Source organism: Gordonia malaquae NBRC 108250 (assembly GCF_000344135.1).
Taxonomy (GTDB): domain Bacteria; phylum Actinomycetota; class Actinomycetes; order Mycobacteriales; family Mycobacteriaceae; genus Gordonia; species Gordonia malaquae.
On the sequence record NZ_BAOP01000003.1, the window covers coordinates 76,186 to 100,689 of the forward strand.

General features: G+C 66.0%; 21 protein-coding genes. 11 read left to right on the top strand and 10 right to left on the bottom strand.

Features of this window, described 5'->3' with window-relative positions; all coding sequences use genetic code 11:
- Positions 1-68: 68 nt before the first annotated feature.
- From katG to GM1_RS02255, 3 genes are all read right to left on the bottom strand, one after another.
- The gene (gene katG, locus GM1_RS02245) at positions 69-2,219 is read right to left on the bottom strand and encodes a catalase/peroxidase HPI (protein WP_081604222.1); all 2,151 of its coding nucleotides are present in this window, start codon (positions 2,217-2,219) and stop codon (positions 69-71) included.
- A 110-nt stretch (positions 2,220-2,329) separates the two neighbouring features.
- On the bottom strand, positions 2,330-2,764 hold the full coding sequence (locus GM1_RS02250) for a Fur family transcriptional regulator (RefSeq protein ID WP_008376279.1): 435 nt from the start codon (positions 2,762-2,764) through the stop codon (positions 2,330-2,332).
- 7 nt (positions 2,765-2,771) lie between these two features.
- Positions 2,772-3,797, bottom strand: a complete 1,026-nt coding sequence (locus GM1_RS02255) for a phosphotriesterase family protein (protein ID WP_008376281.1) — start codon at positions 3,795-3,797, stop codon at positions 2,772-2,774.
- A 144-nt stretch (positions 3,798-3,941) separates the two neighbouring features.
- On the opposite strand from GM1_RS02255, the gene GM1_RS02260 reads away from it, so the two are divergent.
- From GM1_RS02260 to GM1_RS02270, 3 genes are all read left to right on the top strand, one after another.
- Entirely contained in the window at positions 3,942-4,631 is a 690-nt protein-coding gene (locus GM1_RS02260) for a phosphatase PAP2 family protein (RefSeq protein WP_008376283.1), read from the top strand.
- A gap of 195 nt (positions 4,632-4,826) precedes the next feature.
- Positions 4,827-6,710, top strand: a complete 1,884-nt coding sequence (locus GM1_RS02265) for a serine/threonine-protein kinase (RefSeq protein WP_008376284.1) — start codon at positions 4,827-4,829, stop codon at positions 6,708-6,710.
- 48 nt (positions 6,711-6,758) lie between these two features.
- Complete coding sequence (locus GM1_RS02270; protein WP_008376285.1) at positions 6,759-9,116, top strand: ATP-binding cassette domain-containing protein; 2,358 nt, start codon at positions 6,759-6,761, stop codon at positions 9,114-9,116.
- Between the two features lie 15 nt (positions 9,117-9,131).
- Here the strand turns inward: GM1_RS02270 and GM1_RS02275 are convergent, their stop codons facing one another.
- The 3 genes from GM1_RS02275 to GM1_RS02285 form a co-directional block, all read right to left on the bottom strand.
- Positions 9,132-10,919 (bottom strand): MFS transporter, encoded by a 1,788-nt coding sequence (locus tag GM1_RS02275; protein ID WP_008376286.1) that lies wholly within the window; start codon positions 10,917-10,919, stop codon positions 9,132-9,134.
- Positions 10,916-11,362 carry a MarR family winged helix-turn-helix transcriptional regulator gene (locus GM1_RS02280; RefSeq protein WP_223291371.1) on the bottom strand — a complete coding sequence of 149 codons (447 nt, stop codon included), beginning with the start codon at positions 11,360-11,362 and terminating at the stop codon, positions 10,916-10,918. The genes GM1_RS02275 and GM1_RS02280 overlap by 4 nt, the downstream gene beginning before the upstream one ends.
- Positions 11,363-11,468: 106 nt before the next feature.
- The gene (locus tag GM1_RS02285) at positions 11,469-12,683 is read right to left on the bottom strand and encodes an oxygenase MpaB family protein (protein ID WP_008376289.1); all 1,215 of its coding nucleotides are present in this window, start codon (positions 12,681-12,683) and stop codon (positions 11,469-11,471) included.
- Positions 12,684-12,759: 76 nt separating this feature from the next.
- Here GM1_RS02285 and GM1_RS02290 point away from each other — a divergent pair, with 76 nt between their 5' ends.
- Positions 12,760-13,395, top strand: coding sequence for a TetR/AcrR family transcriptional regulator (locus tag GM1_RS02290; RefSeq protein ID WP_040519332.1), 636 nt, complete (start codon positions 12,760-12,762; stop codon positions 13,393-13,395).
- Here GM1_RS02290 and GM1_RS02295 read toward each other — a convergent pair.
- Together GM1_RS02295 and GM1_RS02300 are read right to left on the bottom strand one after the other, a co-directional pair.
- Positions 13,392-14,174, bottom strand: a complete 783-nt coding sequence (locus tag GM1_RS02295) for an ABC transporter ATP-binding protein (protein WP_008376293.1) — start codon at positions 14,172-14,174, stop codon at positions 13,392-13,394. The genes GM1_RS02290 and GM1_RS02295 overlap by 4 nt on opposite strands.
- Before the next feature lie 8 nt (positions 14,175-14,182).
- Entirely contained in the window at positions 14,183-15,136 is a 954-nt protein-coding gene (locus GM1_RS02300) for an ABC transporter substrate-binding protein (RefSeq protein WP_052005276.1), read from the bottom strand.
- 39 nt (positions 15,137-15,175) lie between these two features.
- Between GM1_RS02300 and GM1_RS02305 the strand changes: the two genes are divergently transcribed.
- From GM1_RS02305 to GM1_RS02335, 7 genes are all read left to right on the top strand, one after another.
- Positions 15,176-16,225: a FecCD family ABC transporter permease gene (locus tag GM1_RS02305; RefSeq protein ID WP_081604219.1), complete on the top strand. Its 1,050-nt coding sequence runs from the start codon at positions 15,176-15,178 to the stop codon at positions 16,223-16,225.
- Positions 16,222-17,289, top strand: a complete 1,068-nt coding sequence (locus tag GM1_RS02310) for a FecCD family ABC transporter permease (protein ID WP_008376298.1) — start codon at positions 16,222-16,224, stop codon at positions 17,287-17,289. The genes GM1_RS02305 and GM1_RS02310 overlap by 4 nt, the downstream gene beginning before the upstream one ends.
- Complete coding sequence (locus GM1_RS02315; RefSeq protein WP_008376300.1) at positions 17,282-18,049, top strand: siderophore-interacting protein; 768 nt, start codon at positions 17,282-17,284, stop codon at positions 18,047-18,049. The genes GM1_RS02310 and GM1_RS02315 overlap by 8 nt, the downstream gene beginning before the upstream one ends.
- A 126-nt stretch (positions 18,050-18,175) precedes the next feature.
- Positions 18,176-18,823: an ABC transporter permease gene (locus tag GM1_RS02320; protein ID WP_174316856.1), complete on the top strand. Its 648-nt coding sequence runs from the start codon at positions 18,176-18,178 to the stop codon at positions 18,821-18,823.
- The gene (locus GM1_RS02325; RefSeq protein WP_008376303.1) at positions 18,820-20,046 is read left to right on the top strand and encodes an ABC transporter ATP-binding protein; all 1,227 of its coding nucleotides are present in this window, start codon (positions 18,820-18,822) and stop codon (positions 20,044-20,046) included. Before GM1_RS02320 ends, GM1_RS02325 begins: the two co-directional genes overlap by 4 nt.
- Entirely contained in the window at positions 20,043-20,795 is a 753-nt protein-coding gene (locus GM1_RS02330) for an ABC transporter permease (protein ID WP_008376305.1), read from the top strand. Before GM1_RS02325 ends, GM1_RS02330 begins: the two co-directional genes overlap by 4 nt.
- Positions 20,792-21,775: a glycine betaine ABC transporter substrate-binding protein gene (locus GM1_RS02335; RefSeq protein WP_008376306.1), complete on the top strand. Its 984-nt coding sequence runs from the start codon at positions 20,792-20,794 to the stop codon at positions 21,773-21,775. The genes GM1_RS02330 and GM1_RS02335 overlap by 4 nt, the downstream gene beginning before the upstream one ends.
- Here the strand turns inward: GM1_RS02335 and GM1_RS02340 are convergent.
- Positions 21,765-23,069, bottom strand: coding sequence for a flavin monoamine oxidase family protein (locus GM1_RS02340; RefSeq protein ID WP_008376308.1), 1,305 nt, complete (start codon positions 23,067-23,069; stop codon positions 21,765-21,767). The genes GM1_RS02335 and GM1_RS02340 overlap by 11 nt on opposite strands.
- Complete coding sequence (locus GM1_RS02345) at positions 23,066-24,424, bottom strand: flavin monoamine oxidase family protein (RefSeq protein WP_040519334.1); 1,359 nt, start codon at positions 24,422-24,424, stop codon at positions 23,066-23,068. The genes GM1_RS02340 and GM1_RS02345 overlap by 4 nt, the downstream gene beginning before the upstream one ends.
- Between the last annotated feature and the right edge of the window lie 80 nt (positions 24,425-24,504).

The window sequence follows — 24,504 nt, forward strand, 5'->3', positions numbered from 1 at the left end:
ATGTAGCGCGCGCCACAATCACAGCCGGGCCGGGCCCATGAAGGACCCGGCCCGGCATGTGGCAAGCGTCAGCGCAGGTCGAAGCGATCTGCGTTGATCACGTGATTCCACGCGGCGACGAAATCGTCGACGAACTTGCGGCCCGCATCGTCGGCGCCGTAGACCTCGGCGACGCCGCGCAGCTGCGAGTTGGCGCCGAACACGAGGTCGGCACGACTGCCCGTCCACTTCTGCTCACCGGACGCATCGGTGCCGACGAACGTGCCGTCGCCCTGGTCCGTCCACGACACGTCCATGTCGAGGATGTTGACGAAGAAGTCGTTCGACAGCACTCCCGGACGGTCGGTGAGCACACCGAGCGACGAGTCGCCGTGGTTCGCGCCGAGCACACGCAGTCCGCCGACGAGGACCGCCAGCTGGGGCGGCGTCAGCTGCAGCAGGTACGCGCGGTCGAGCAGGAGGTACTCCGCAGGCGTGTCGACACCGTCGGCTACGTAGTTGCGGAAGCCGTCCCAGCGGGGCTCCATCTCGGTGAACGATGCGACGTCGGTCTGCTCCTGGGTCGCATCTCCGCGACCGCCTGCGAACGGCACGGTCACGTCGTGACCGGCGGCGGCGGCCGCCTTCTCGATGGCTGCAGCGCCGCCGAGCACGATCACGTCTGCCACGGAGACAGTCGTCGACGACGACGCGTTGAACTCCTCGGCGACGGTCTCGAGGACCGGCAACACCTCCGACAGCGCCTGCGGATCGTTCACCGACCAGCTGCGCTGCGGCTCCAGTCGAACGCGGGCGCCGTTCGCGCCGCCCCGGTAGTCGCTGCCGCGGAACGATGCGGCGGACGCCCACGCGGTGGAGACGAGCTGCGAGACCGACAGCCCGGTGGCGAGAATCCGTGCTTTCAGATCGGCGACGTCCGCGTCGGTGATCGGCGCTCCGGCCGGAGCGTCGACGACGTCCTGCCAGATCAGCTTCTCGGAGGGCACCTCGGCGCCGCGGTAGCGGGCGAGCGGTCCCATGTCGCGGTGCGTGAGCTTGAACCATGCACGAGCGAACGCGTCGGCGAACTCGCGAGGGTTGTCGAGGAAGCGACGTGAGATCGGGCCGTAGATCGGGTCCTCACGCAGGGCGAGGTCGGTGGTCAGCATGACCGGCTGGTGGCGCTTCTCGGGGTCATGTGCGTCGGGAACGCTGTTTGCGCTCGCGCCGCCCGCCGGCACCCACTGCTGTGCGCCTGCAGGGCTCTTGGTCAGCTCCCAGTCGTACGCGAACAGGGTCCAGAAGAAGTTGTTGTCCCAGGTGGTCGGGGTGCTGTTCCATGCGCCCTCCAGACCGGAGGTGATGGCGTCGCCGCCCTTGCCCGACTCGTACGTGCTCTTCCATCCGAGGCCCATCTGCTCGAGCGGAGCAGCTTCGGGCTCCGGGCCGACGTTGTCTGCGGGGCCCGCACCGTGAGTCTTGCCGAACGTGTGGCCACCGGCGATGAGGGCGACGGTCTCCTCGTCGTTCATCGCCATGCGGGCGAAGGTCTCGCGGATGTCCTTCGCCGCGAGCAGCGGGTCGGGGTTGCCGTTGGGGCCTTCGGGATTGACGTAGATGAGGCCCATCTGGACGGCTGCGAGCGGGTTCTCCAGATCACGTTCGCCGGTGTAACGCTCGTCGTCGAGCCATCCGCGTTCAGGGCCCCAGTAGACCTCTTCCGGTTCCCACTTGTCGGGGCGTCCACCCGCGAAGCCGAATGTGTCGAAGCCCATGTCCTCGAGTGCCACGTTGCCTGCGAGCACGATCAGGTCGGCCCAGGAGAGAGCTGCACCGTGCTTCTTCTTGACCGGCCACAGCAGACGACGCGCCTTGTCCAGGCTCGCATTGTCCGGCCAGCTGTTCAGCGGCGCGAAGCGCTGCATGCCGTGGCCTGCACCGCCGCGGCCGTCTGTGACGCGGTAGGTGCCCGCGGCGTGCCATGCCATGCGGATGAAGAACGGTCCATAGTGGCCGTAGTCGGCGGGCCACCACGACTTCGAGTCGCGCAGGACCGCGGTGATGTCGGCCTTCACCTCGGCCAGATCCAGGGTGTCGAACGCGGCGGCGTAGTCGAATCCCGCTCCGTTCGGGTCGCCCTCGGCGGGGTTCTCGGACAGGACCTTCAGGTTGAGCTCATTGGGCCACCAGTCGCGGTTGCCGCCGCCTGCAGTCGGCGGCTGCATGCGTCCTTCGTGCATCGGGCAACCGGTGACGACGGGGACTTCCTGCTCGGGCGCTGCTTGATCGGACACTGGGATTCCTTTCGGTGGAACGGGCTGAAGTTGGGGAGAGTCTGGAAGCGGGTGCGCTACTCGGGCGCATCCGAGGCGGCGACGCAGTCAGCGCAGACGCCCCAGTAGATGACCTCCGCCTCGTCGATGTGGAAGCCGTGATCGTCCGATGCGGCGAGGCAGGGCGCCTCACCGACGGCGCAGTCGACGTCGTGCACTGTGCCGCACACGCGGCAGACGAGATGGTGGTGGTTGTCGGCGATTCGCGTCTCGTACAGCGAGACGTGACCTGAGGGCTGGATGCGGCGAACGAGTCCCACATCGGTCAAGGCGCGGAGGACGTCGTAAACGGCCTGTCGAGACACGCCGTCCAGCGTGTCTCGCACGGCGGCGAGGATCGTTTCCGTGTCGGAGTGAGGGTGTGCGTCGACCGCTTCCATCACGGCCAGACGCGGGCGGGTCACACGGAGTCCGGCAGCCCGGATGGCTGCTGTGTGCTCGTTCGTGACCATGCCTCGATCATGCCCTGTTTTCTGGACTGAGTCCAGTCTTTTCGGGATGAAGATCAACAAGATCCGCATGAACTCCTGGTGACAGCAGGCGGGCGGGCACGTCGACGAGCATCGATTCGATGGCGGTCTCGGCGACTCCGCTCGCTCGCAGATCCGGAATCACTCGACCGGTGACCTGGAAGAAGTCCCAATCGCCGACGTGCGTCATCGCCGTGGCGTCGAACCAGTCGCTGACGCAGAACGCGTCCTGCGACAACACCATCCGGTCGGCGTACCCGTGTTCGAGCATCGTCAGCAGGGTCGCCAGACGGTCGCCGTAGGGGAGCAGCAGATCAAGACCGAAACGATCCATGCCGATGATCGAGCCGGCGTCGGCGATCCGCATCAAATAGTCGACATCGGTCGAGTCGCCGCTGTGCGCCAGCATCACCCGCGTCAGATCGACGCCCTCCTCGGCGAGTACGCGCTGTGCGACCAGACCCGACTGCGTGTGCGGATTGGTGTGAACCACCACTCCGATGCCCGTGGCGGCCGCGACGCGCCCCACCGACCGCATCACCCGCTCCACACCTGGCGTGAGCCCCTCGGACTCCAGCACGCAGACGAGAAAACCCGCCTTGATCGACGTGGTCCCGATCCCCTCGGTGATGTCTCTGGTGAGCATCTCGTCCAGCGGGTCGTCGACGTCGAATCCCAGTCCCGGCCCCGTGTAGTGCAGTTGGAAGGGCAGGTCGTTGAACGTGAACACCCCGGTCGCCGCGACGATGTTCAGGTCGACCCGTTCGGCCACCTTCGCGACCCGCTCGATGTCTCGACCGATGCCGAGAACCGACACGTCCATGATCGTGTCGATTCCGGACTGCTTCACTCGGGTCAGCGTCTCGACCGCACGATCGATCTCAGCGGTCTCGTCCCAGTCGCGGAGATAGTTCAGCCGGAAGTCCTCCTGGACGGCGAAGACGTGCTCGTGGGCGAGCACCCTACCCAGCTGATCGGCGCCGACGGCTCCGGCGACCGTGTTGATGCGGTCCAATATGACCTCTCGTCGAGACAGGCACCCGACGGCCTGTAGTAGTGACGACCACGCTAACTGTTCCGGACTGCGCGCGAAGGGTGTTCGCCCGACCCGAGCGAGGACCACAGCACTCTCTCAGGACCGGTGGTCGATGCTGGAGTGATGCACTCGACTGACACCACGACGCGACGGCCCCTTCGGTGGGCGGCAGCCGCGACCGGCGCACTCCTGGTCCTCATCGCCGCTGTCGCCGTTCTCGGCGGCCCACTCCGCAACGATCGACTCGTCACCCGGTTCGTCGCGGGCCACCGGACCGACTGGCTCATCGACACGGCGAAGGCGATCTCGACGATGCTCAGTCCGGTGACGACGGTCGTCTTCGCCGTCACCATCTCCGTGGTGTTCATGTACCGCGACCGCTCTGTTCGGCGGGCGGCTGCACTCCTGACGGGAGTGTGCGGGGCGGCTGGAGTCGCCGAACTCCTGAAACTGCTCGTTGATCGTCGTCGGCCTCCGTTCGCCGTTCAGGTCGAGACCCACGAGGCGGCCCAGTCGTTCCCGTCCGGACACGTCACCGGCGCCACGGCGCTGGTGGTCGGTCTCGCGGTGCTCGCTGCGCCGGCGGCATCGGCAAACCTTCGGGCGACGATGCTGTCGATGGCCGCAGTCGTCGCAGTCGCGTCAGCCGTCTCTCGCGTCTACTTGGGCATGCACTGGACATCGGACGTCGTCGCAGGGCTGCTCCTCGGGGCGGCAACGTCTCTGACGGCGCCTGCGATCGTGAACCGCCTCGACCGTGTGATCGATCCGATCGACGCGCGGTTGTTCCGACGCGGCACGGCGTCGGCATAGAACCATCGCCCGGTGGCACTGGTGTCGCGTGTTGGAAGTTCCTTAATGGTTGGCGGCACCCCGCTGCACACCTGGCAGCGTTGTCGTCGGTCGCGATACCTGCCGGTATCCCTCCCTCCTCCGCCTTGCCAGCTGCACAGCGGAGCACCACCAACCCGTCTAGGAACTTCCAACACGCGACACTAGGCTGTCCTCATGTTGAGTCCAGGTCAGCTGTTCGCCGGTTACCGAATCGTGCGCTCGCTCGGAGCCGGAGGAATGGGCGAGGTGTACCTCGCGCAGCACCCCCGATTGCCTCGTCAAGACGCATTGAAACTTCTGCCCAGCGAGTTGACTGCGGATCCGACGTACCGTGCCCGGTTCATCCGGGAGGCCGACCTCGCGTCGGCGCTCGACCACCCGAGCATCGTGAGCGTCTACGACCGAGGTGAGGATCGCGGTCAGCTGTGGATCACGATGAAGTACATCCCCGGCGCGGACGCCAACGAGCTGATGAAGCAGAATGGTCCGTTCAGTCCGTCTGACGCCGCGGAAGTGATCACTGCAGTGGCGGACGCGCTGGACTACGCACACGGCAAGGGCCTGCTGCACCGGGACGTGAAGCCGGCGAACATCCTCATCGACAGCACCCAGGCGACGCACCGCAAGGTGTACCTCACCGATTTCGGCATCGCGCGGACCGTCGGCAACGAGACCGCGCTCACTGCCGCAGACCTCACCGTGGGGTCGATCCAATACACCTCGCCCGAACAGCTCCGAGGCGGCGACCTCAACGGACGTGCCGACCAGTACTCCCTGGCGTGTACCGCATTCCGACTCCTCACCGGGCGTGCGCCGTACCCGGAGCGCAAGCCGACCGAGATCATCAACGCGCACCTGCACAACCCGATCCCGCACGCCAGGTCGATCCGTGCCGACCTGCCGCCGAGCGTCGACGCAGTGCTCGCGCGGGGGATGGACAAGCAGGCGGTCAATCGTTACCCGACCTGCATGGACTTCGCTCGCGACCTGCGAGCCGCACTCAACTCCGGTGCAGCGACCCCTGGCGGGTACCAGCCGACGATGATCAACCCGGGGTCGGTCGGCGTTCCGGCACAGCCGCCGCAGCAGCCGAACCTGGCGAAGCCTGCACCTGTGCCGCCACAGACGCCATCACCGCAGTCCGCTCCACAGCAGCCGTACACGCGGCCCTACACTCAGCAGGCCGCCTACCCGCAGAATCCTTACCAGCAGGCGCAGTCGTCCGGCTACCAGTCGGGACAACCGTACGGGCAGCCGCAGTACACGCCGCAGTACGCGCAACCTGCGTTCTCGGGTCCCGGCCAGCAGGCCGGAGACAGCAACAACAAGAAGACGATCATGATCGTCGTCGCCGTCCTCGCCGTCACGATTCTTGTCGCGGCGCTGATGGTCTGGTTGATCAACCGTGACTCGGACTCCTCGACAGACACCGCGTCCAGCAGCAGTTCGACGACAACCACGACATCCACGACATCCACGTCATCGCGACCGACTGACCCGGCGGTGGTGGCCGGAGTGCCCACCCAGTGCGTCGACGGCCGGGCGACGAGCACCGTCGGCACCTCGCGAATCGAGTCGGGAAGGATCGAGATCCCGGCATCGGCGATGCCGCCCACTGGCTGGACCGCCGACTCCGGTTCCTCGACTTTCCCGTTCGTCACCGACGCCGAAGGGGTCTACAAGCGGACGGTGGGAACATGGATCGCTCAAATCGCGGTCGGTACGCTTCCATCCGACTTCAGCACCAACACTGACGGAGTCGCGCGCAAGATCCTCGAATGCCTCGCCGTCGGCCCCGGATACAGCTCCGTCACCACAACCGGGCCTACGGGCACAGTCGTCGAGCCGAATCGGTTGGAGAAGTCGAAGACCGCGGTCAGCCTGTTGACCAGTACCATTCCGGTGACCGGCAGACCCGGAATCATCGGTGACGACATCATGATCGCGGTTGTGAACAGTTCCCCGATGACCGTTGCCATCGGAATCAATCCGACGGGCGACTCGGCCACGCGTACAGCTGTGAGAAACGCCGTTCAGGGACTGCTCGTCGACAGCTGACGCTCGGCGCCAGGACAGCGGTTCGTCCCATCGGTCACAATAGTGCGCATGGCTGACATCGCTCCTCCCGCAGACTCGCACGACCAGATCCGGGTGCACGGCTCCCGAGTGAACAACCTCAAAGAGGTCTCGGTGGTGCTGCCGAAGCGCCGTCTGACGGTGTTCACCGGCGTGTCGGGCTCCGGCAAGAGCTCACTCGTGTTCGGGACTGTGGCGGCGGAGTCGCAGCGACTGATCAACGAGACGTACAGCTCGTTTGTGCAGGGCTTCATGCCGAGCCTCGCTCGCCCAGACGTCGACCTCCTCGACGGGATCACCACGGCGATCATCGTCGACCAGGAACGAATCGGCGGCAACCCTCGATCGACCGTCGGCACGATCACCGACGCGAATGCGATGCTCCGCATCCTGTTCAGTCGCCTCGGCGAACCACGCGTCGCGTCGGCCAACGCCTTCTCGTTCAATGTCCCGACTGTCAGCGGCAGCGGCGCCATCAAGGTGGGCGACAAGAAGGCGTCCAAGGCGACTTTCGAACGACTCGGCGGCATGTGTCCTCGATGCGAAGGAATGGGCACTGTCTCCGACATCGACCTGACGCAGATCTACGACGGGGAGAAGTCGCTCAACGAAGGCGCCATCACCATTCCGGGGTTCAGTTCGGACGGCTGGTACGGGCGGGTGTACGGCGGTTCCGGCTTCTTCGACGCCGACAAGCCGATCAAATCGTTCACCAAGCGTGAGCTCGACGATCTGCTGTACAAGGAGGCCGTCAAGATCAAGGTCGACGGCATCAACATCACCTATGAGGGCCTGATCCCGAGGATCACGAAGTCGATGCTCTCGAAAGACATCGACTCGGTGCAGCCGCATGTTCGGGCGTTCATCGAGCGGGCGGTCACCGCCGACACCTGCCCCGAGTGCGACGGCACTCGCCTCGCCGAGCATGCCCGCAACTCGCGCATCGCGGGGATCAGCATCGCCGACGCGTGCCGCATGCAGATCTCCGATCTGGCGACGTGGGTGGCCGGCCTCGACGATCCGACAGTGGCGCCGCTGCTGGACAAACTCGGTGCGACCCTCTCCTCGTTCGTCGAGATCGGGCTCGGCTATCTCGCACTGGAACGCCCGACGGGCACCCTGTCCGGAGGTGAGGCCCAGCGCACCAAGATGATCCGCCACCTCGGGTCGGCACTGACAGACGTCACGTACATCTTCGACGAGCCGACCATCGGGTTGCACCCGCACGACATCGCGCGGATGAACACCCTCCTGCTTCGCCTGCGCGACAAGGGGAACACCGTTCTGGTGGTGGAGCACAAGCCGGAGACCATCATGATCGCCGATCACGTCGTCGACATCGGCCCCCGAGCCGGCTCGAACGGCGGTGAGATCTGTTTCGAAGGCAGCGTCGAAGGCCTGACCTTGAGCGATACTCTGACCGGCAGGCATCTCGGGTACCGAAGTTCTCTCAAATCCGGATTCCGTGCACCGGCCGGACACATCCAGATCCGGGGTGCCTCGACCAACAATCTTCGCCAGGTCGACGTCGACGTGCCGCTCGGTGTGCTCGTCGTGGTCACCGGTGTCGCGGGTTCCGGAAAGAGCTCACTGATCCACGGGTCGATGCCGTCGGACGCCGATGTCGTCACCATCGACCAGACCGCGATCCGAGGCTCCCGGCGGAGCAACCCCGCAACCTACACGGGCCTCCTCGAACCTGTCCGCAAGGCGTTCGCCAAGGCCAACGGGGTCAAGCCCGCCCTGTTCAGTGCGAACTCGGAGGGCGCCTGCCCGACCTGCAAGGGCGCGGGCGTCATCTACACCGACCTGGCCACCATGGCCGGCGTGGCCACGCCCTGCGACGACTGTGAGGGCAAACGTTTCAACTCCGACGTCCTGGAGTACCGCCTCGGGGGCCGCGACATCAGCGAGGTGCTCGCCATGTCGGTCGACGAGGCGCTCGAGTACTTCGCGGACGGAGAAGCCCGTACGCCGGCCGCGCACAAGATCCTCGTGCGGCTGACCGACGTCGGACTCGGTTACCTGACCCTCGGCCAGCCGCTGACCACGCTGTCCGGCGGCGAGCGCCAGCGCATCAAACTCGCAACCGCTATGGCTGAGAAGGCGTCGACCTACGTGCTGGACGAACCGACGACCGGCCTTCACCTTGCCGACGTGGCGCAGCTCTTGGGCCTGCTCGACCGACTCGTCGACGCGGGCAAGTCGGTGATCGTGATCGAGCATCATCAGGCGGTCATGGCGCACGCCGACTGGATCATCGACATCGGCCCTGGCGCGGGACAGGACGGTGGCACCGTGGTCTTCGAGGGCACTCCCGCGGATCTGGTCGCTGACGCGACGACGCTCACCGGGCAGCACCTCGCCCAGTACGTGACCACCGACTGACCCGCGCAGCCGGCGTCAGTCCACTAGTTCGGAGGGGGCCTCGCCGCTCGCGACACTCGCGGTTGCGGCGAGTTCCTCGCCGACCGATTCGTGGTGTCGCTCCGCGAGGGGCACGTCGTCGGGTGCCGCCGGCTTCGAATCAGTGAACAGCGAGAACACTGCTCCCAGCACGCAGCAGACGAGTGCGAAGGTGAACGCTGCACTCAGACCGTCCGAGAACGGGTCGGAGATGAGATGCGGGAAGAAGTCCAGGCCGGTCAGGTGATCGACATCGACACCCGGCACGTGACCGCCCGTGCTTCCGAGCAGTTCTTTGATCGGGTTGTAGCCGAGGAATGCGGCGAACAGCACACCGACTGTCGGAAGGTTCGCGATGTCCGTCGCCTGACTCGCCGGAAGCCCGTTCTCGGTGAGTCCCGAGTACATCGCGTCAGGCAGATGTGCGCTCAGTCCGGCGATCATCAGCGAGAAGAACACACCGATCGACAGGACCATGGCCGCGTTCTGGAACGTCGTCATCATGCCGGCACCCGACCCGCGCGCGTTGGCGGGCAGCGAATTCATGACCTCGGCGCGGTTGGGGGAGGCGAACAGCCCCATGCCGACACCGTTGATCAACAGGATGATCGCAAACCACACGTACGAGAAATCGACAGGCAACGCGATCAGCGCAACGAAGGTCCCCGCGGTGATCAGCATGCCGAGCGTGGTGAACCACTTCGTCCCGAGGCGATCGGACAGTGCACCGGACACGGGAGCCACGAGCAGGAAGCCGATCGTCATCGGGACCATGTAGATACCGGCCCACAGCGGTGTCTGCGAATAGTCGTAGCCGTGTTGGGGGAGCCAGATTCCCTGGAGCCAGATGATCAGGATGAACTGCAGTCCGCCGCGTCCGATCGAGGCCATCAGGTTGGCGGCGTTGCCTGCGCTGAACGACCGGCTCTTGAAGAGGCTGAGGTCGAACAGCGGACTGTCGACACGGGTCTCGATCCAGAGGAAGAGCACGAGGACCGCAAGGCCGCCGATGAGGCCCGTGAGCACCCAGGGGTTGGTCCAGCCCATGTCGGAGTCGCCGTAGGGCTGGATGCCGTAGGTGATGGCGATGAGAATCGCGATGAGACCGACGGCGAAGGTCACGTTGCCCCACCAGTCCATGCGTGCGGTGGTCCGGACCCCGGTGTCGCGGAGCTTGAGGTACGCCCAGACGGTGCCCACGACGCCGAACGGAACCGAGACCAGGAAGATGTAGTGCCACTGGATCGGCGCCAGCACTCCGCCGATCAACAGACCGAGGAACGAACCCGCGATGGCTGCGACGCCGTTGATGCCCATCGCGAGCCCTCGCTGGTGCGCGGGGAACGCGTCGGTCAGGATGGCCGACGAGTTGGCCATCAGAAACGCGCCGCCGATGCCTTGGATCACGCGCCAGGCGATCAGCCAGATGGCCGCGGCCGGTCCGTCGAACCAGGTGATCGCCAGGAAGATGGACGAGACCGTGAACACGGCGAAGCCCATGTTGTACATGCGGGCACGCCCGAACATGTCGCCCAGCCTGCCGAAGCTGACGACCAGGACAGCCGTGACGACGAGGAAGCCCATCATCATCCAGAGCAGGTAACTGGTGTTGGCGGGCTCGAGCGGGTTCAGCTTGATGCCCTTGAAGATGTCGGGCAGGGCGATCAGAACGATCGAGCTGTTGATGGTGGCGATCAGCATCCCGAGGGTGGTGTTCGAGAGTGCGATCCATTTGTAGTGCGGATCGGGTTCGTCAGCGGTGACGGCGGATGCGGGTGCGGTCATGCGCGGTTCTCCTCGGAGTCGGCGGCGATTGCGTCGGCGAGCAGACGCAGACCGTCGTCGACGGTGGCTCGTTCGATGGGGGACAGGCGTGTGAGTGCGTCGGCGAGTGCACGTGTGCGGACGAACCGCATCTCGGTGATCACCTCACGGCCCGCGTCGGTGGGTTCCAACAGGATCACGCGCGCATCGTCCGGGTCTTTCACCTTGGCGACGTAGCCGCGGTCGACGAGGGACGTGACGATCTTCGACATCGTGGGCACAGCCACCGACTCACGTTCGGCGAGCGTGGTGACTCGGATCGGCGCGTTGTTGAGGATCGTCCAGAGGCTGCTCGCAGTGCCCGCCGACAGCCCGGCGCTGGCACCGTGGGCGCGCAATGTGCGGTTCACCCTGGTGAGGTGTTGGTACATGGTCGCGACGTCGTGACTTGTGATGTCGGTCAATGCGGACTCCTGGATGTGTCGGAACACCCGCGACTCTATTAGTTTCCAACAGCTAACTAAAAATCAGACATGCCGGATCGTCGAAGAGACGGCCCGTCAGTGCAGGTCAGGCCGCATGTGAAGCGAGGTGAGTTGTCGCCCCGATCGTGACCGGTGCGGCTTCCATCACCGACAGAAACCGTTGTTGCGCACGCACGCCCCGGGCTGCGGAGCGCTCTCGCCCACCCGGCAGAAGGCGGAGGGCGGACTCGACGAGGTTCACCGGGATCTTCACAAGCGGGTACCACGGCAGGGTGTTCGTGGGGAGGCCGAGAGTGCGCATCGCACCACGCCCGAGGAAGAACGTGCTGATCGACAGGTGCTGAGATCGAGCGATCCGCCTCCTGGCCGCCTGCATGCGCGGATAGTTCCAGGTCAGCGGATCGTCAGCCATCGGCCTGGCGAGTTGCTTCGAGGTGCCGTCCGGAACGGCGAGTGCCGCGGAGGTGTGATGGAGGAGTCGCACGGCGCCGGAGAAGTCGGTCGGCAGGAACTCGTCGGAGATGCCCATCAACCAGCCGACATACCTGGTCAGATGAGCGATCGCCGCGTACTCGGCCGGCGTGTGGAAGAGGCCGATGCCGAGGCCGCCCAGCGCGGGCGCCACAAGAGAACCGACGATGGTGGCTGCCATGTCGGTCTGATTGATCGGAAGGCCGTACAGGTCGGAGTCCCAATCCTCCATTGCGACGACGTGGCGTCGGACGAGCGAGTGAATCAATCGGACTCGTAGAGTCGACCGGTAGCCCGCGCCGAAACGGTCGAGGCCACCCGCGCTGATCACATCGATCGCCCACTGCGAGGTCTCGGCGAACCGGGTGTTCGAGCCCTTCTCGAGAGCTCCCGTGCGCAGCAGAGTCTGATTGAATCCGGAGAACGTGTAGCCGCCGACGAGGGAGACGTCCCGCGCGATATAGAGGCCGTCGACACCGCTCGAGTTCATCGCCAGCCCCGCAGTGCGGAGCGCATCGTGGTCGACCCACGACGGTGTGCCCTCGACGACGGCGAAGAAGTCGCGCAACTCTTGTGGTGCGTCGTCGACGTGAGCGATGCCGCGCTCGAGTGCGAGCTCGAACTTCGGACGGATCGTCTTGACGCCCACGGCGACCATCCAGTCGACGAGGTCGTCCATGAGGGGATCGCCTTCGTTCAGTGCTTCGCCGTAGCGGCGGAACTGAGCTTCGTCGGGCGCACTGATCCGGAGGAGACGAGCAAACGCCGCGACGCCCGGCGGGACCGCGGCGGGCGTCGTGGGATGCCGTCGGGGGATCTGACTCGTCAACGTCGTGCCTTCCGGTTCACCGAGGTATTGGATAACACCTGTGTGCCGAATCTAGAGCGACTAGACTCTGCTGTCAATGACTCGACCAGCAGCAGTGCGCGATTACGCGGGCGTGACCGCCGACGACCGGCGGAACGAACGCCGAACACGCCTGCTCACCGTCGGCCGGACCACCTGGGGCCGAGCGGGAATCGGCGACATCAGCATCCGCGGGGTGTGCCGGGACGCCGAACTGGCCGCCCGCTACTTCTACGAGAACTTCGACAATCGGGACGCGTACCTCGTCGCGATCGCCGACGGCGTCCGGGAACAGATGGTCGCCACCATGTTGCAATCGAGCTCCGAGACGGGCGGCTCGATCGGCAGACGACTGCACGCAGCGCTCACCGCGTTCCTGCGCGCGGTCGCCGACGACCCCGAGGCGTTCCGGATCATGACAACGGACGTGTCGAGCGTCCCCGGCCTCGAGCACCGGAGGAACGAGACGCTCGACCTGGTCGCCGACATCGTGCTCGCACACTTCGTCGAGATCGCGGGCGAGCCCGATGGGAGGGCTGTCGACGACGCCGAACTCCGACCCGCGGCGCGGTTCGTGGTCGGGGGAGTGAATCGTCTCATCGAGGCGTGGATCGTCGAACGCGACGTGTCGATCGACGACCTCGCCGCCACATGCACCCGTCTCGCGCTCAGCCTCGCAAGTCCCGCGACCTAGCGTCGAACGACCATCGGGGTGCCGGTCACCGGATCGTCGACGACGACCGCCTCGATCCCGAACACGTCGTGCACGCGCTCTGCGGTCAACAGTTCCGACGGCGAACCGGTCGCCACGACCTCGCCGTCCTTCATCAAGATCAACTGATCGGCATACCGCGCCGCCTGATTCAGGTCGTGCAGGACTGCGACGACCGTCTTGCCCCCGCGGTTCAGGTCGCGGAGCAGGTCGAGCAGCTCGAACTGGTACGCGATGTCGAGGAATGTCGTCGGTTCGTCGAGGAGCATCACATCGGTCTGTTGAGCCAGGAGCAACGCGACCCAGACGCGTTGCCGCTGCCCGCCGGACAACTGGTCGACGAATCGTTGGGCCAACGCAGTGGTCCCGGTCGCGGCCATCGCGGCTCGCGTGGCCTCGTCGTCCTCGGTGGTCCACCGTTGCACTGCCGAGTGGTGAGGATGCCTTCCCCGGGAGATCAGATCGGCGACGCGCATGCCCTCCGGCGACACCGCATCCTGCGGAAGCAGACCGAGTCGCCGGGCCAGCTCCTTGGAACCGTATGCGTCGAGGCTCTTGCCGTCGAAGACGATGTCGCCGTCGTCACGCTTGTGAACCCGGGCTAGCGAGCGCAGCACTGTCGACTTCCCGGATGCGTTCGGCCCGAGGATCACCGTGAAGGCGCCCTCGGTGAGCGCGACGTCGACGCTGTGCACCACCGCGCGGCCGTCGTAGGAGATGGACAGGCCCGTGGCGGTCAACACAGCGTCGTCGTGCTTCATGAATCTGCTCAGGCCAGCAGCTTCTCGACCTGGTCGGTGACCAGACCCGCACCGATGACGCCGATGCCGACCATCCAGGTGTCGTCGTCGACACTGAACGCCTTGTTCGCCTTGACCGCAGGCAGGCCGGACCACAGCTTGGTCACCGACGCCTGAGTCGTCGCCGCCGGATCGCCGCCGGGGCTCGTGTAGAACACGACGTCGCCGTTGATCTGCTCGTACAGCTCGGGGCTCAATTCAGCCATCGAGTACTCGTTCCACTGGCGGTCACCGAAGGTGAAACCCATCGTGGACAGGACCGATCCGGAGAACGTTCCGGGTCCGTAGAGGCGGAAGTTGTCGGTGCGGAAGCGCACGATCGAGACGCTCTTGCCCTTGGCGCCGACCTTCGTTCCGACTTCGGCCGCGCGCTCGTCGACACCTGCGAGGAGTTCGGTCATCTTGGCCGACTGGTTGACCGCTGCGGCGGTCAGTTCGGCCTGCTCGTGCCAGTTGGTGCCGGTGTCGGCGGAGAAGACCGTCGGCGCGATGGCCGAGAGTTCCTTGTACAGCGCCTCGTGCCGCACCTTGGATCCGATGATCAGATCGGGGGCGAGGTTGGCGATCGCGTCGACGTTCGGTTCCGCGATGTAGCCGACGGCAGCTACATCGGTCAGCTTGTCGGCGAGGTAGCCGGGAAAACCGCGGCCCGCACCGATCTCCGGGGCGCCGACCGGCGTGATGCCGAGTGCGATGAGCGCGTCGAGGTGCGGCGAGTCGAGCACCACGATGCGCTGGGGGACTCCCTCGAGCGTCGTCTCGCCCATGGCGTGCTTGACGGTGTACGGGTCGCCGCCGCCGGATGCGCCGTCATCGGACGAGCCGCACCCGGAGACGACGAGGGCGATCACTGCGAAGGCGCCGACGACTGCGGCTACGAGTCCGCGTCGACTGCGTGGGGAGGGACGCTGAGATAGTTGCATGTTCAAGGACAATAGTAGGGTTGGCTACACTTCCCAAACATGCCCTCTTCAACGGCCGTGAAGCGACCGGACGACGATCTGTCCGCCGGCGCTCGCCGGCGAAACTGGATCGCGATCCCTGCGTGCGTGGCCCTGCTCGTTGTCGCCGTCGTGTTGAGTCTCGCCGTCGGCGCACGCTTCACACCCATCGGGGACGTCGTCCAGGCTCTCCTCGGCACCGGCGACCAGAACGTCGTGAACATCGTCGGCACACTTCGCGTCAACCGAACCGTCAACGCTCTGATCTGCGGAGTCGCACTCGGACTGGCGGGCGTCCTGATGCAGGCTGTCACGCGCAACCCGCTCGCCGACCCCGGCGTCCTCGGTGTGAACGCAGGCGCGTCGTTCGGCGTCGTCGTGGGCCTCACGGTGTTCGGTTCGCTCGGCGCCGTCGGATCGGTCTGGCTGGCGCTGGCCGGGGCAGCGGCTGCGTCCATCGTGATCCTGGCATTCTCGTCGAGCCGAGTCGTCGCAGGCTCACCCGTGCGCCTGACACTCGCGGGCGTCGCATTCGCCGCAGTGTTGTCCGGGGTCACTCAGACCCTCGTCCTGACCGACGAGTCGGTTCTGGACGTGTACCGATTCTGGCGAGTCGGATCGTTGACCGCACGACCGGTCGAGGAGGCGCTTCCGCTGCTCGGATTTGTGGTCGCCGGTGCAGTTCTCGCTCTCGCATCAGCGTCGTCGTTGAACGCGTTGGCCCTCGGTGACGACACCGCGCGGTCGCTGGGCGCCCGGCCCGCACGAGTCAGGGTCCTTGCCCTCGTGGCGGTGACTCTGCTGGCAGGCACGGCCACGGCACTCGCCGGCCCGATCGCGTTCGTCGGACTGGTGGTGCCCCATCTGTTGCGTCCGGTGATCGGCCCTGATCACCGGCTCTTGCTGCCGTTGTCGATGCTCGCCGCGCCGACGCTGTTGCTGGTGGCTGACGTGGTCGGGCGGGTCATCGGCAGAGGCGGCGAGGTGCAGGTCGGTGTTGTGATGGCGCTCATCGGCGGCCCGATGCTCATCTTCTTCGTCAACGGTCGACGAAAGGCTGGTCTGTCGTGATCTCCTCACACACCGTCACCGACCACGCCCTCACATCCGACGATCGGGTCATTCGGTCGCGGTATGGCACCTGGTCGATGCGATACAGCAAGCGCACCGCGATCACCACGGCGGCCCTGGTGGGTCTGCTGGCAGTCGTCTTGGTGGCGTCGCTCCTGTTGGGTGAATACCGGGTCAGTCCGGCCGCGCTGATCGACACCCTGCTCGGTGATCCGCCGAACCGACTCACCGACTTCTTCGTCCTCACCCGACGACTGCCGCGTGCCCTCGTGGCGATCACCGTCGGCGCGGCACTAGCCGTCTCGGGTTCGCTGTTTCAATCGACGACGTGCAACCCGCTCGCCGGGCCCGACATGCTCGGCGTGAGTCACGGCGCCTCGGTCGGCGCCGTCGTGGTGATCCTGGTGCTCGGTGGTTCGCTGACTCAAGCCGCTGTCGGAGCGGCGATAGGCGCGGTCGTCGCAGCTGCTCTGATCCTGCTGATCAGTGCACGATCCGGATTGCAGGGCGTCCAGCTGATCCTGTCCGGAATCGCGATCGCCGCGATGGCGACGGCGATCGTCGACTACATCCTCACGCAGGTGTTCGTGGCCAGTGCGACCACCGCGCAGGCCTGGCTCATCGGATCGCTGCAAGGTCGCGGTTGGGACCATCTGTGGCCGATGCTGATCGCGCTCGTCATCGCAGCCCCGATTCTCATGGTCACCTCGGCTGCGTCGCGGCTGTCGGCGCTGGGGGAGAGCGTCTCGGTCACGCTGGGCGTCCGGACCGTCGGTCTTCGGTGGGTGCTGATCGGTGTGGCCACACTGCTGGTCGCGGTCGCCGTGGCCGTCGCCGGCCCGATCGCCTTCGTCGCGCTGGTGTCCCCGCACATCGCGTACGCGCTCGCCCGGACACGGAGTCTCGTCGTGTCGGCGTTGACCGGGGCGACCATCCTCGCGGTGTCCGACCTCATCGCCCAGTACTCACTGCCCGGACCGATTCCCGTCGGCGCGGTCACCGTGGTCATCGGCGGCGTGTTCTTCCTCTGGCTTCTGCTGGCGGGCGGTCGGCGGCGTGGCTGACGGTCGAGTGTATGCGGCGACGGTGGGCGCGGTGGCCGACCTGACGCCGCGGATGAGACGCCTGACGCTGAGGGCGCCCGAACTCGCCGGCTTTGTTCCGTCCGGCCCCGACGAGTACATCGGGCTCCTCATGCCGACCACGGCGGATCAGCCGCTGATGCTGCCGTCCCTCGACGACGGCCCGAACATCCGGGCCGCGGTCAGTGCGATGGACGACGACGTCCGGCCCGACCTGCGGTGGTACACCGTGAGAGCACACCGCCCCCAGATGTGCGAGGTCGACGTCGACGTGGTCGTGCACGGCGATCAAGGCCCCGGCACACGGTTCGCTCGTCGAGCCCGAATCGGGACCGCTGTCGGGATCCGGGAGAGCACTGCGATGTACTCGTCCGCTGTCTCGCCGGTGTCGCGCCTGCTTGTCGGCGACGAGACGGCGCTCCCGGCGATCGCGCGGATCCTCGAGACGACACCGTCGTCGCCGACTCGGGTTCTGATCGAGGTCGGCACGGCGTCGGACCGAGTGGCCGTCGATTCGGCGACGTCGATCGAGTGGATCGTCCGCGGTTCGCGAGTCCCGGGCGCGGCGCTCGACGAAGCGCTCCGCGCAGCGTCTGTCCCATCTGATGTGGGTCTGGTGTGGCTGTGCGGAGAACGGTCTGCGATTCGCCGCATGCGGCGACACCTCGTCGAGGATCGAGGAGTCGGGCGCGAGCGGATTCTCTTCTCCGGGTACTGGCGACTCGGCGAAGCGCGCGGCTGACTTTCCATCCGGAGAAGCCCTGGCCAGGGCCCTAAAGCCGCGTCCTGGGATCGTCGATAATCGTATGAACGAACGATTGACTGTGCGAATTGGGCTACGGTCGATATCGATTAGAGGAGAAATCCACTGAACGATATCTGGAATTTCATCAGCCACCGGCGGTCACAACTGGCCGTCGATTCGTACCTGCACGTCAGTGCCGTGATTCAATGCCTTCTTCTCGCGACGGTCATCGGGGTCCTGGTCGGAATCGCCGTGTATCGGAGCCCGGCCGGGTCAGCGATCGCCACCGCTTTGTCGAGCACCATTCTCACGATTCCGTCCTTTGCACTCCTGGGCCTGCTGATCCCGATTCTCGGTCTGGGAGTTCCTCCAACTGTCATCGCGCTGACCATGTACTCGCTGTTGCCGATCGTGCGGAACACGATCGTCGGTCTCGGCGCCGTCGACCCCGCCGTGACAGACGCGGCACGCGGCATCGGCATGAGTCGGCTCCGTGTCCTCACCCGAGTCGAGCTGGTTCTCGCATGGCCTTCGATCTTGACCGGCATGCGCGTCAGCACTCAGATGGCGATGGGAATCCTCGCGATCGCGGCCTACGCCAAGGGCCCCGGTCTAGGAAACCTGATCTTCTCCGGACTGTCCCGAGTGGGCAGCCCGACAGCGATCCCACAAGCACTCACCGGCACGGTCCTGATCGTGATCCTCGCGCTGATCCTCGATGGGATCTACGTTCTGATCGGCCGGCTCACCACCTCGAAGGGAATCCGATGACCGAGAGTCCAGAATCGAGATCCGGTGACGTCTCCGGCGTGGAGATCGTTCTCGATCATGTCTCGAAGACGTATTCCGGCCAGAAGACGCCGGCGGTCGCGGACGTGTCGATGACGATTCCCGCCGGTGAGATCGTGGTGTTCGTCGGGCCGTCCGGCAGTGGGAAGACGACCACAATGAGAATGATCAACCGGCTGATAGAACCGACGTCCGGCCGGATCACCATCGGTGGACGCGACGCGTTGTCGCTCGACGCGAACAAGCTCCGGCAGAGCATCGGGTACGCCATCCAGCAGGGTGGACTGTTCCCGCACATGACTGTCGCCCAGAACATCGCGGTGGTCCCGAAACTGCTGAAGTGGGACAAACAGCGGATCGCCGATCGCGTCGCCGAACTCCTCGACATGGTCGGACTCGACGCCGACCAATTCGCACATCGCTATCCCCGTCAGCTGTCCGGAGGGCAGCAGCAGCGGGTCGGCGTGGCTCGCGCGCTGGCGGCCGACCCGCCGGTCCTCCTGATGGACGAACCGTTCGGCGCGGTTGATCCCATCACCCGCGGCCTGCTCCAAGACGAACTCATGCAGCTTCAAGAGGAACTGCGCAAGACCATCGTCTTCGTGACCCACGACTTCAGTGAAGCGGTGAAACTCGGTGATCGCATCGCCGTCCTCGGCGAACAGTCCCGAATCCTCCAGTACGACACACCCGAGGCCATCCTCGCCAATCCCGCCAACGACACGGTCGCGGGCTTCGTCGGGCAGGGTGCCTCACTCCAGCAGTTGAATCTCAAACGGGTCCGTGACGTCGACATCGAAGACCGTCCGACTGCCAGAGAAGACGAACCTGTGTCCGACTTCGCTGCACGCATCGACGATTGGGGCGTGATCCTGGACAACCGGGATCGTCCCGTCCGGTGGACGGACCGCGCTCACCTCGCGGGAGCGACGTCGCTCCGGAACGTCGGGCTCCCGCTCGGGGAGATGGTCACCACCTCTTCGACTCTCCAGGACGCGTTGGAGGCGATCCTGGCCGAACGGAACGCGTCGACAGTGGTCACGGGCACTCGTGGCCGGTACGCAGGAGTGGTCACGATCGAGACGCTGATCGACGCGATCAGGTCGATGCGTGACGAGCACCGCGGCGATCCGCCGATCGCCGAAGCCGGGCTCGTCGCGAATCCCGTCGAGACTCCTGCGGCGACCGACGGCCCGGGCCGATGACCACCGAGACGAAGGTCGCGCGCTCGACGACCATCCAACTCTGGGCGCAACCGCTCGTGGTGGCAGTTCTCGCGGGCGGCGTCCTCACGTGGGCGTTGAGCAGAGACTTGACCGACACGCAGAAGGCGACGATCAACACCTCGTACATCGCCCAGTTGATCGGCGAGCACCTCGCGCTGACCGTGGCGATCACGGCGATCGTGCTGGCCGTGTCCGTTCCGCTCGCCGTCCTCGTCACCCGGAACCGCTTCCGCTGGCTGGCGCCGTTGTTCGTCGGCATCGCGAACATCGGGCAGGCGGCGCCCGCCATCGGTCTGCTGGTGCTCTTCTTCCTGTGGACGGCGACCACGGGCTTCTGGATCGGTGTGCTGCCGGTCGCGTTCTACTCACTGCTGCCGGTGTTGCGGAACAGCATCCTCGGCCTCAACGAGGTCGATCGCGCGTTGATAGACGCCGCGCGCGGCCAAGGAATGTCGGAGGTCCGGATCCTGCTGACCGTGGAATTGCCGCTGGCCGTGCCGTTCATCCTCGCGGGACTGCGGACCTCCCTCGTCCTCGCAGTGGGCACGGCGACCCTATGCTTCCTCGTCGACGCGGGTGGTCTCGGCATCCTGATCGACACCGGCTACAAACTCCGGGACAACGTGACGCTCGTCCTGGGGGCCGTGCTCGCGGTGAGTCTCGCTCTGATCGTCGACTGGTGCGGCGCACTCGCCGAACGGTACCTGGGACCGAAGGGACTCCGATGAGAAGACGTTCACTGCGCATCGCGGTCGCCGCGACCGTCGCGACCGTCGTGGTCGCCGCTGGAGCCGCGTGCGGCCTCGAATCGGGTGGTGCGCTTCCCTTGCCGGTGAAGCCGGGGTCGATCACCGAACAACCCGACCTGGTCGGCGCCAAGATCACCGTCGGCTCGAAGGATTTCACCGAACAGGTGACGCTCGGTTACATCCTGGAGTTCGCGGTGGCCGCGGCGGGCGCGGACGTCCGGGATCTGACGAACATCCAAGGATCGAACTCGTCCCGCGACGCGATGGTGGCCGGACAGGTCGACCTCGCGATCGAGTACACGGGAACCGGATGGATCAACTATCTCGGCAACGAGAAGCCGATCGCCGACCCGACCGCACAGTTCGACGCGGTTCGCGATGCGGACCTCAAGCAGAACGACGTCGTATGGGTGAACCCCGCGCCGCTGGACAACACGTACGCGCTCGCGGTCAATCAGAAGAATCTCGCCTCGCTGGGAGTTCGGACGCTCTCGCAGTACGCGGACCTGGTCAAGCGTGATCCGGGTTCGGCCAGCACATGTCTGGAGACCGAGTTCAGGAGCCGTCAAGACGGTTTCCCCGGGATGGCCAAAGCGTATGAGTTCCCGGTGTCGGCTGCGCAGACGCAGATCCTGCAGACGGGGATCATCTATCAGGCCACTGCGAACGGCAACTGTGCGTTCGGCGAGGTGTTCACGACGGATGGCCGCATCAAGGCGCTGAATCTGGCGCTTCTCGAGGACGACCGCCACTTCTTCCCGCACTACAACGCGGCGGTCACGATGCGGTCGGAGACTGCCGAGGCTCACCCGTCTATCGCGAGGGTCACCAAGCCGGTGATGGACGCGTTGACGTCCGAGGAGATGAGCGAACTCAACCGCCAGGTGGACGTCGACGGACGGGAACCCGCCGACGTCGCACGCGACTGGATGGTCAAGAAGGGATTCGTCACGGTCTGAGGTCGGTGATCTCGGCAGCCGCACGCCGGCCTGCGCAGATCGCCCCCTCCAGATAGCCGGGGTGATCGTCGGACGTCTCGGTTCCCGCCCAATGGACCCGACCGGACGCCGTCGAATATGCGGGGAGGTCTGCGCCGACGGTTTCAGGCAGCGGCATCGCGACGTATCCGCCCTCGACGAAGGCGTCCAGATGCCACACCTTGTCGTGCCAGTCGGCAGGAGTGCGGGCGTCGTCTCCGAACAGGTCTCCGAGGACGTCGAGAATGCGAGCCCGGCGTTCCTGCGGGCCGAGATCGTCGAACGTCCGAGCGTCCGATCCTCCGACAAGCACGGTGAGGTGACCTGCCCCGCCGGGGGCAGACGAATCGAAGACGCCGATTCCGATGTCGCCCATCGCCAAGGTCTCCGCGGGACCGTCCTTTCGCCAGAACGGCCTCGGGTAGACCGCGACGGCTTTGTACACCGACCCCATGCGCATCGACCGCTCCGCGTTCGTTCGGCCGTCTGGCAGTGGCGGGTGATGGGCGATGCGCTTCGCCACCGGCGGCGGCACCGCGATCACCACATGATCGGCTGCTATCCGCCCCGCCGAGGTCGATACGTCGACTCCCTCATCGCCCCGTCGCACCGCGGTGGCCCTCACACCGAGCACCACTCGCGCGCCGAGGTCGTCGGCCATGCGATCGACCAGGTGACCTGCTCCTTCAACGATCAGGGACTCCTGTGCGCCACCCTGTGACGAGAGCATTCCCACGGCGCCACCCATCACGCCCACTGTGGTCGCGAGCGCACCCAGAGTGACTTTGTCGAGTTCGGCCGTCGACGACACGCCCGCCACCAACGAGAGCAGTCTGCGGGTCCGTGCACCGGGGACACGTGAGATCAGTCGGTCGAGTGTGAGGCCGCTCCACTTGTGAGGCACGCGGGTCCGCGACATCAGTTCGAGCGCGGCGATACTCGCGACCCCGATGAGCACGGCGGGGGAGTACGGCCGAACCCGGCGACCGCAGTCGACGATGCGTGGAACGCGCGGAGTCTCCATCGGGTAGACCGTTCCGCCGAGTTCGTCGGTCAACGCGAGCAGCCGCTCGTGCCCGGCCCCGACCCACTGCCCGCCGAGGTCGAGCCGGGAGCCGAGGCCCGACGTGACACCGTAGGCGCGTCCGCCGGGTCGATCCGCTGCCTCGACGACGCAGACGTCGAGGCCGGCGCGCGTCAGATCACGCGCGGCGACGAGTCCCGACATGCCTGCGCCGACGACCACGACATCCACGCGATCCGGGAGGCCACTCATGCGTCCGCGCGTCCCGAATCGCGGATCTCGGCCGCAGCGCGGCGACCGGACCTGATCGCGCCGTCCATGTATCCGTTCCAGACATCCGACGTCTCGGCGCCCGCCCAGTGGATGCGGCCGACCGGTGCCGCCAGCGCCCGGCCGTACTGGGTCCACACGCCCGCACCGAGCCGACCGCCGTAGCACCCGCGGGTGAACTCCTCGGCCATCCAATCCTGTTCGATCACCTCGATCGGCTCAGAGGCCTGCGGTCCGAAGTACTCGACCAACTGCGCGATCACGGCAGCCCGACGCTCGTCGGCGGTCTGCTCGGCGGCCGTGCGGGCGTGCGCGCCTTCGATGAATCCGACAAGGACGCCGCAGGAGGCGTCGTTCGGCGAGTTGTCCAGGACCACTCCGAACGCACTGTCCAACCCGAGGACGAACCCGCTCAGACCGTCTTCACGCCAGAACGGGGTGTTGTACGCGACGTGGTACTTGATCACCGATCCCGCAGGCATCTGCTGCGTGAGGGCGTCGCGCGCGGACGGCAGCGGCGGCGAGTACCGGAAGCGTGAGGCCAGTGTGGTCGGCACTGCGACGACGACATGCGACCCGGACACCTGTCCGCCCTCAAACGTGACGACCACGCCGTCGTCGTCCTGCGCGATGTCACGCACCACAGTGTTCAAGCGAACGCGCTCACCCAGTTCGGCGGCCATGCGCTCGGAGATGAGATGTGTGCCGCCGACCACGCGGTGCTCCTGCGCGCCGCCCGTGGTGGCGGCGAGGATCTCGAGGCTGGTGCCCGACTTCACATAGAACAGGAAGTGGAGAAGCGACAACTCGGGAGTCTCGGCGGAGAAGATGGCCGGCACCAGGGTGCGGAACATCCGGATCGCGATTGAGTCGTCGGAGATTCCGGTGAGCCACCCGTCGAGCGTCTGCCGGTCGAGAGTCTCTGCGTCCGGAGAGGCCCATGGCTGTACGAGGTCGACAGTCGACGCCAGGATCTCGATCTGCTCCCAGATCCGCCCGACTTCGACCGCCACCTCGACCGGCAGACCGAACGTCTCGTCCGAGTACCGCAGCCGCTGACCGTCGACGTACGTGATCGCCTCGCCGTCGTCGTAGGTGGGGAAGGTCTCGAGACCGAGTTCGTCGATGAGGTCGAGGACCACATCCTGCGTCGCGCCGACCCACTGACCGCCGAGTTCCACTGGGACACCGTTCGAGAGGAATCCGCCGTGGTTTCGACCGGCGACACGGTCGCGCGCCTCCAGCACCACAACGCTCTTGCCGTCCGCCACAAGGGAGCGCGCAGCGCTCAGCCCCGCCAGTCCGGCCCCGACCACGATCACATCGACGTTCTCCATGCCGCTCTCCTCAGCGCTAGTCACGAACTCAGTCAGTCGTATGACTGTGCGAGGAGCGTAAGGCAGATCACACCAAAGAT

Bases quoted from the DNA above. Each gene is read 5' to 3' on its own strand.
- katG (WP_081604222.1), bottom strand. From the start codon at position 2,219: ATGCACGAAGGACGCATGCAGCCGCCGACTGCAGGCGGCGGCAACCGC.
- GM1_RS02250 (WP_008376279.1), bottom strand. From the start codon at position 2,764: ATGGTCACGAACGAGCACACAGCAGCCATCCGGGCTGCCGGACTCCGT.
- GM1_RS02260 (WP_008376283.1), top strand. From the start codon at position 3,942: ATGCACTCGACTGACACCACGACGCGACGGCCCCTTCGGTGGGCGGCA.
- GM1_RS02265 (WP_008376284.1), top strand. From the start codon at position 4,827: ATGTTGAGTCCAGGTCAGCTGTTCGCCGGTTACCGAATCGTGCGCTCG.
- GM1_RS02270 (WP_008376285.1), top strand. From the start codon at position 6,759: ATGGCTGACATCGCTCCTCCCGCAGACTCGCACGACCAGATCCGGGTG.
- GM1_RS02275 (WP_008376286.1), bottom strand. From the start codon at position 10,919: ATGACCGCACCCGCATCCGCCGTCACCGCTGACGAACCCGATCCGCAC.
- GM1_RS02290 (WP_040519332.1), top strand. From the start codon at position 12,760: ATGACTCGACCAGCAGCAGTGCGCGATTACGCGGGCGTGACCGCCGAC.
- GM1_RS02295 (WP_008376293.1), bottom strand. From the start codon at position 14,174: ATGAAGCACGACGACGCTGTGTTGACCGCCACGGGCCTGTCCATCTCC.
- GM1_RS02300 (WP_052005276.1), bottom strand. From the start codon at position 15,136: ATGCAACTATCTCAGCGTCCCTCCCCACGCAGTCGACGCGGACTCGTA.
- GM1_RS02305 (WP_081604219.1), top strand. From the start codon at position 15,176: ATGCCCTCTTCAACGGCCGTGAAGCGACCGGACGACGATCTGTCCGCC.
- GM1_RS02325 (WP_008376303.1), top strand. From the start codon at position 18,820: ATGACCGAGAGTCCAGAATCGAGATCCGGTGACGTCTCCGGCGTGGAG.
- GM1_RS02330 (WP_008376305.1), top strand. From the start codon at position 20,043: ATGACCACCGAGACGAAGGTCGCGCGCTCGACGACCATCCAACTCTGG.
- GM1_RS02335 (WP_008376306.1), top strand. From the start codon at position 20,792: ATGAGAAGACGTTCACTGCGCATCGCGGTCGCCGCGACCGTCGCGACC.
- GM1_RS02340 (WP_008376308.1), bottom strand. From the start codon at position 23,069: ATGAGTGGCCTCCCGGATCGCGTGGATGTCGTGGTCGTCGGCGCAGGC.
- GM1_RS02345 (WP_040519334.1), bottom strand. From the start codon at position 24,424: ATGGAGAACGTCGATGTGATCGTGGTCGGGGCCGGACTGGCGGGGCTG.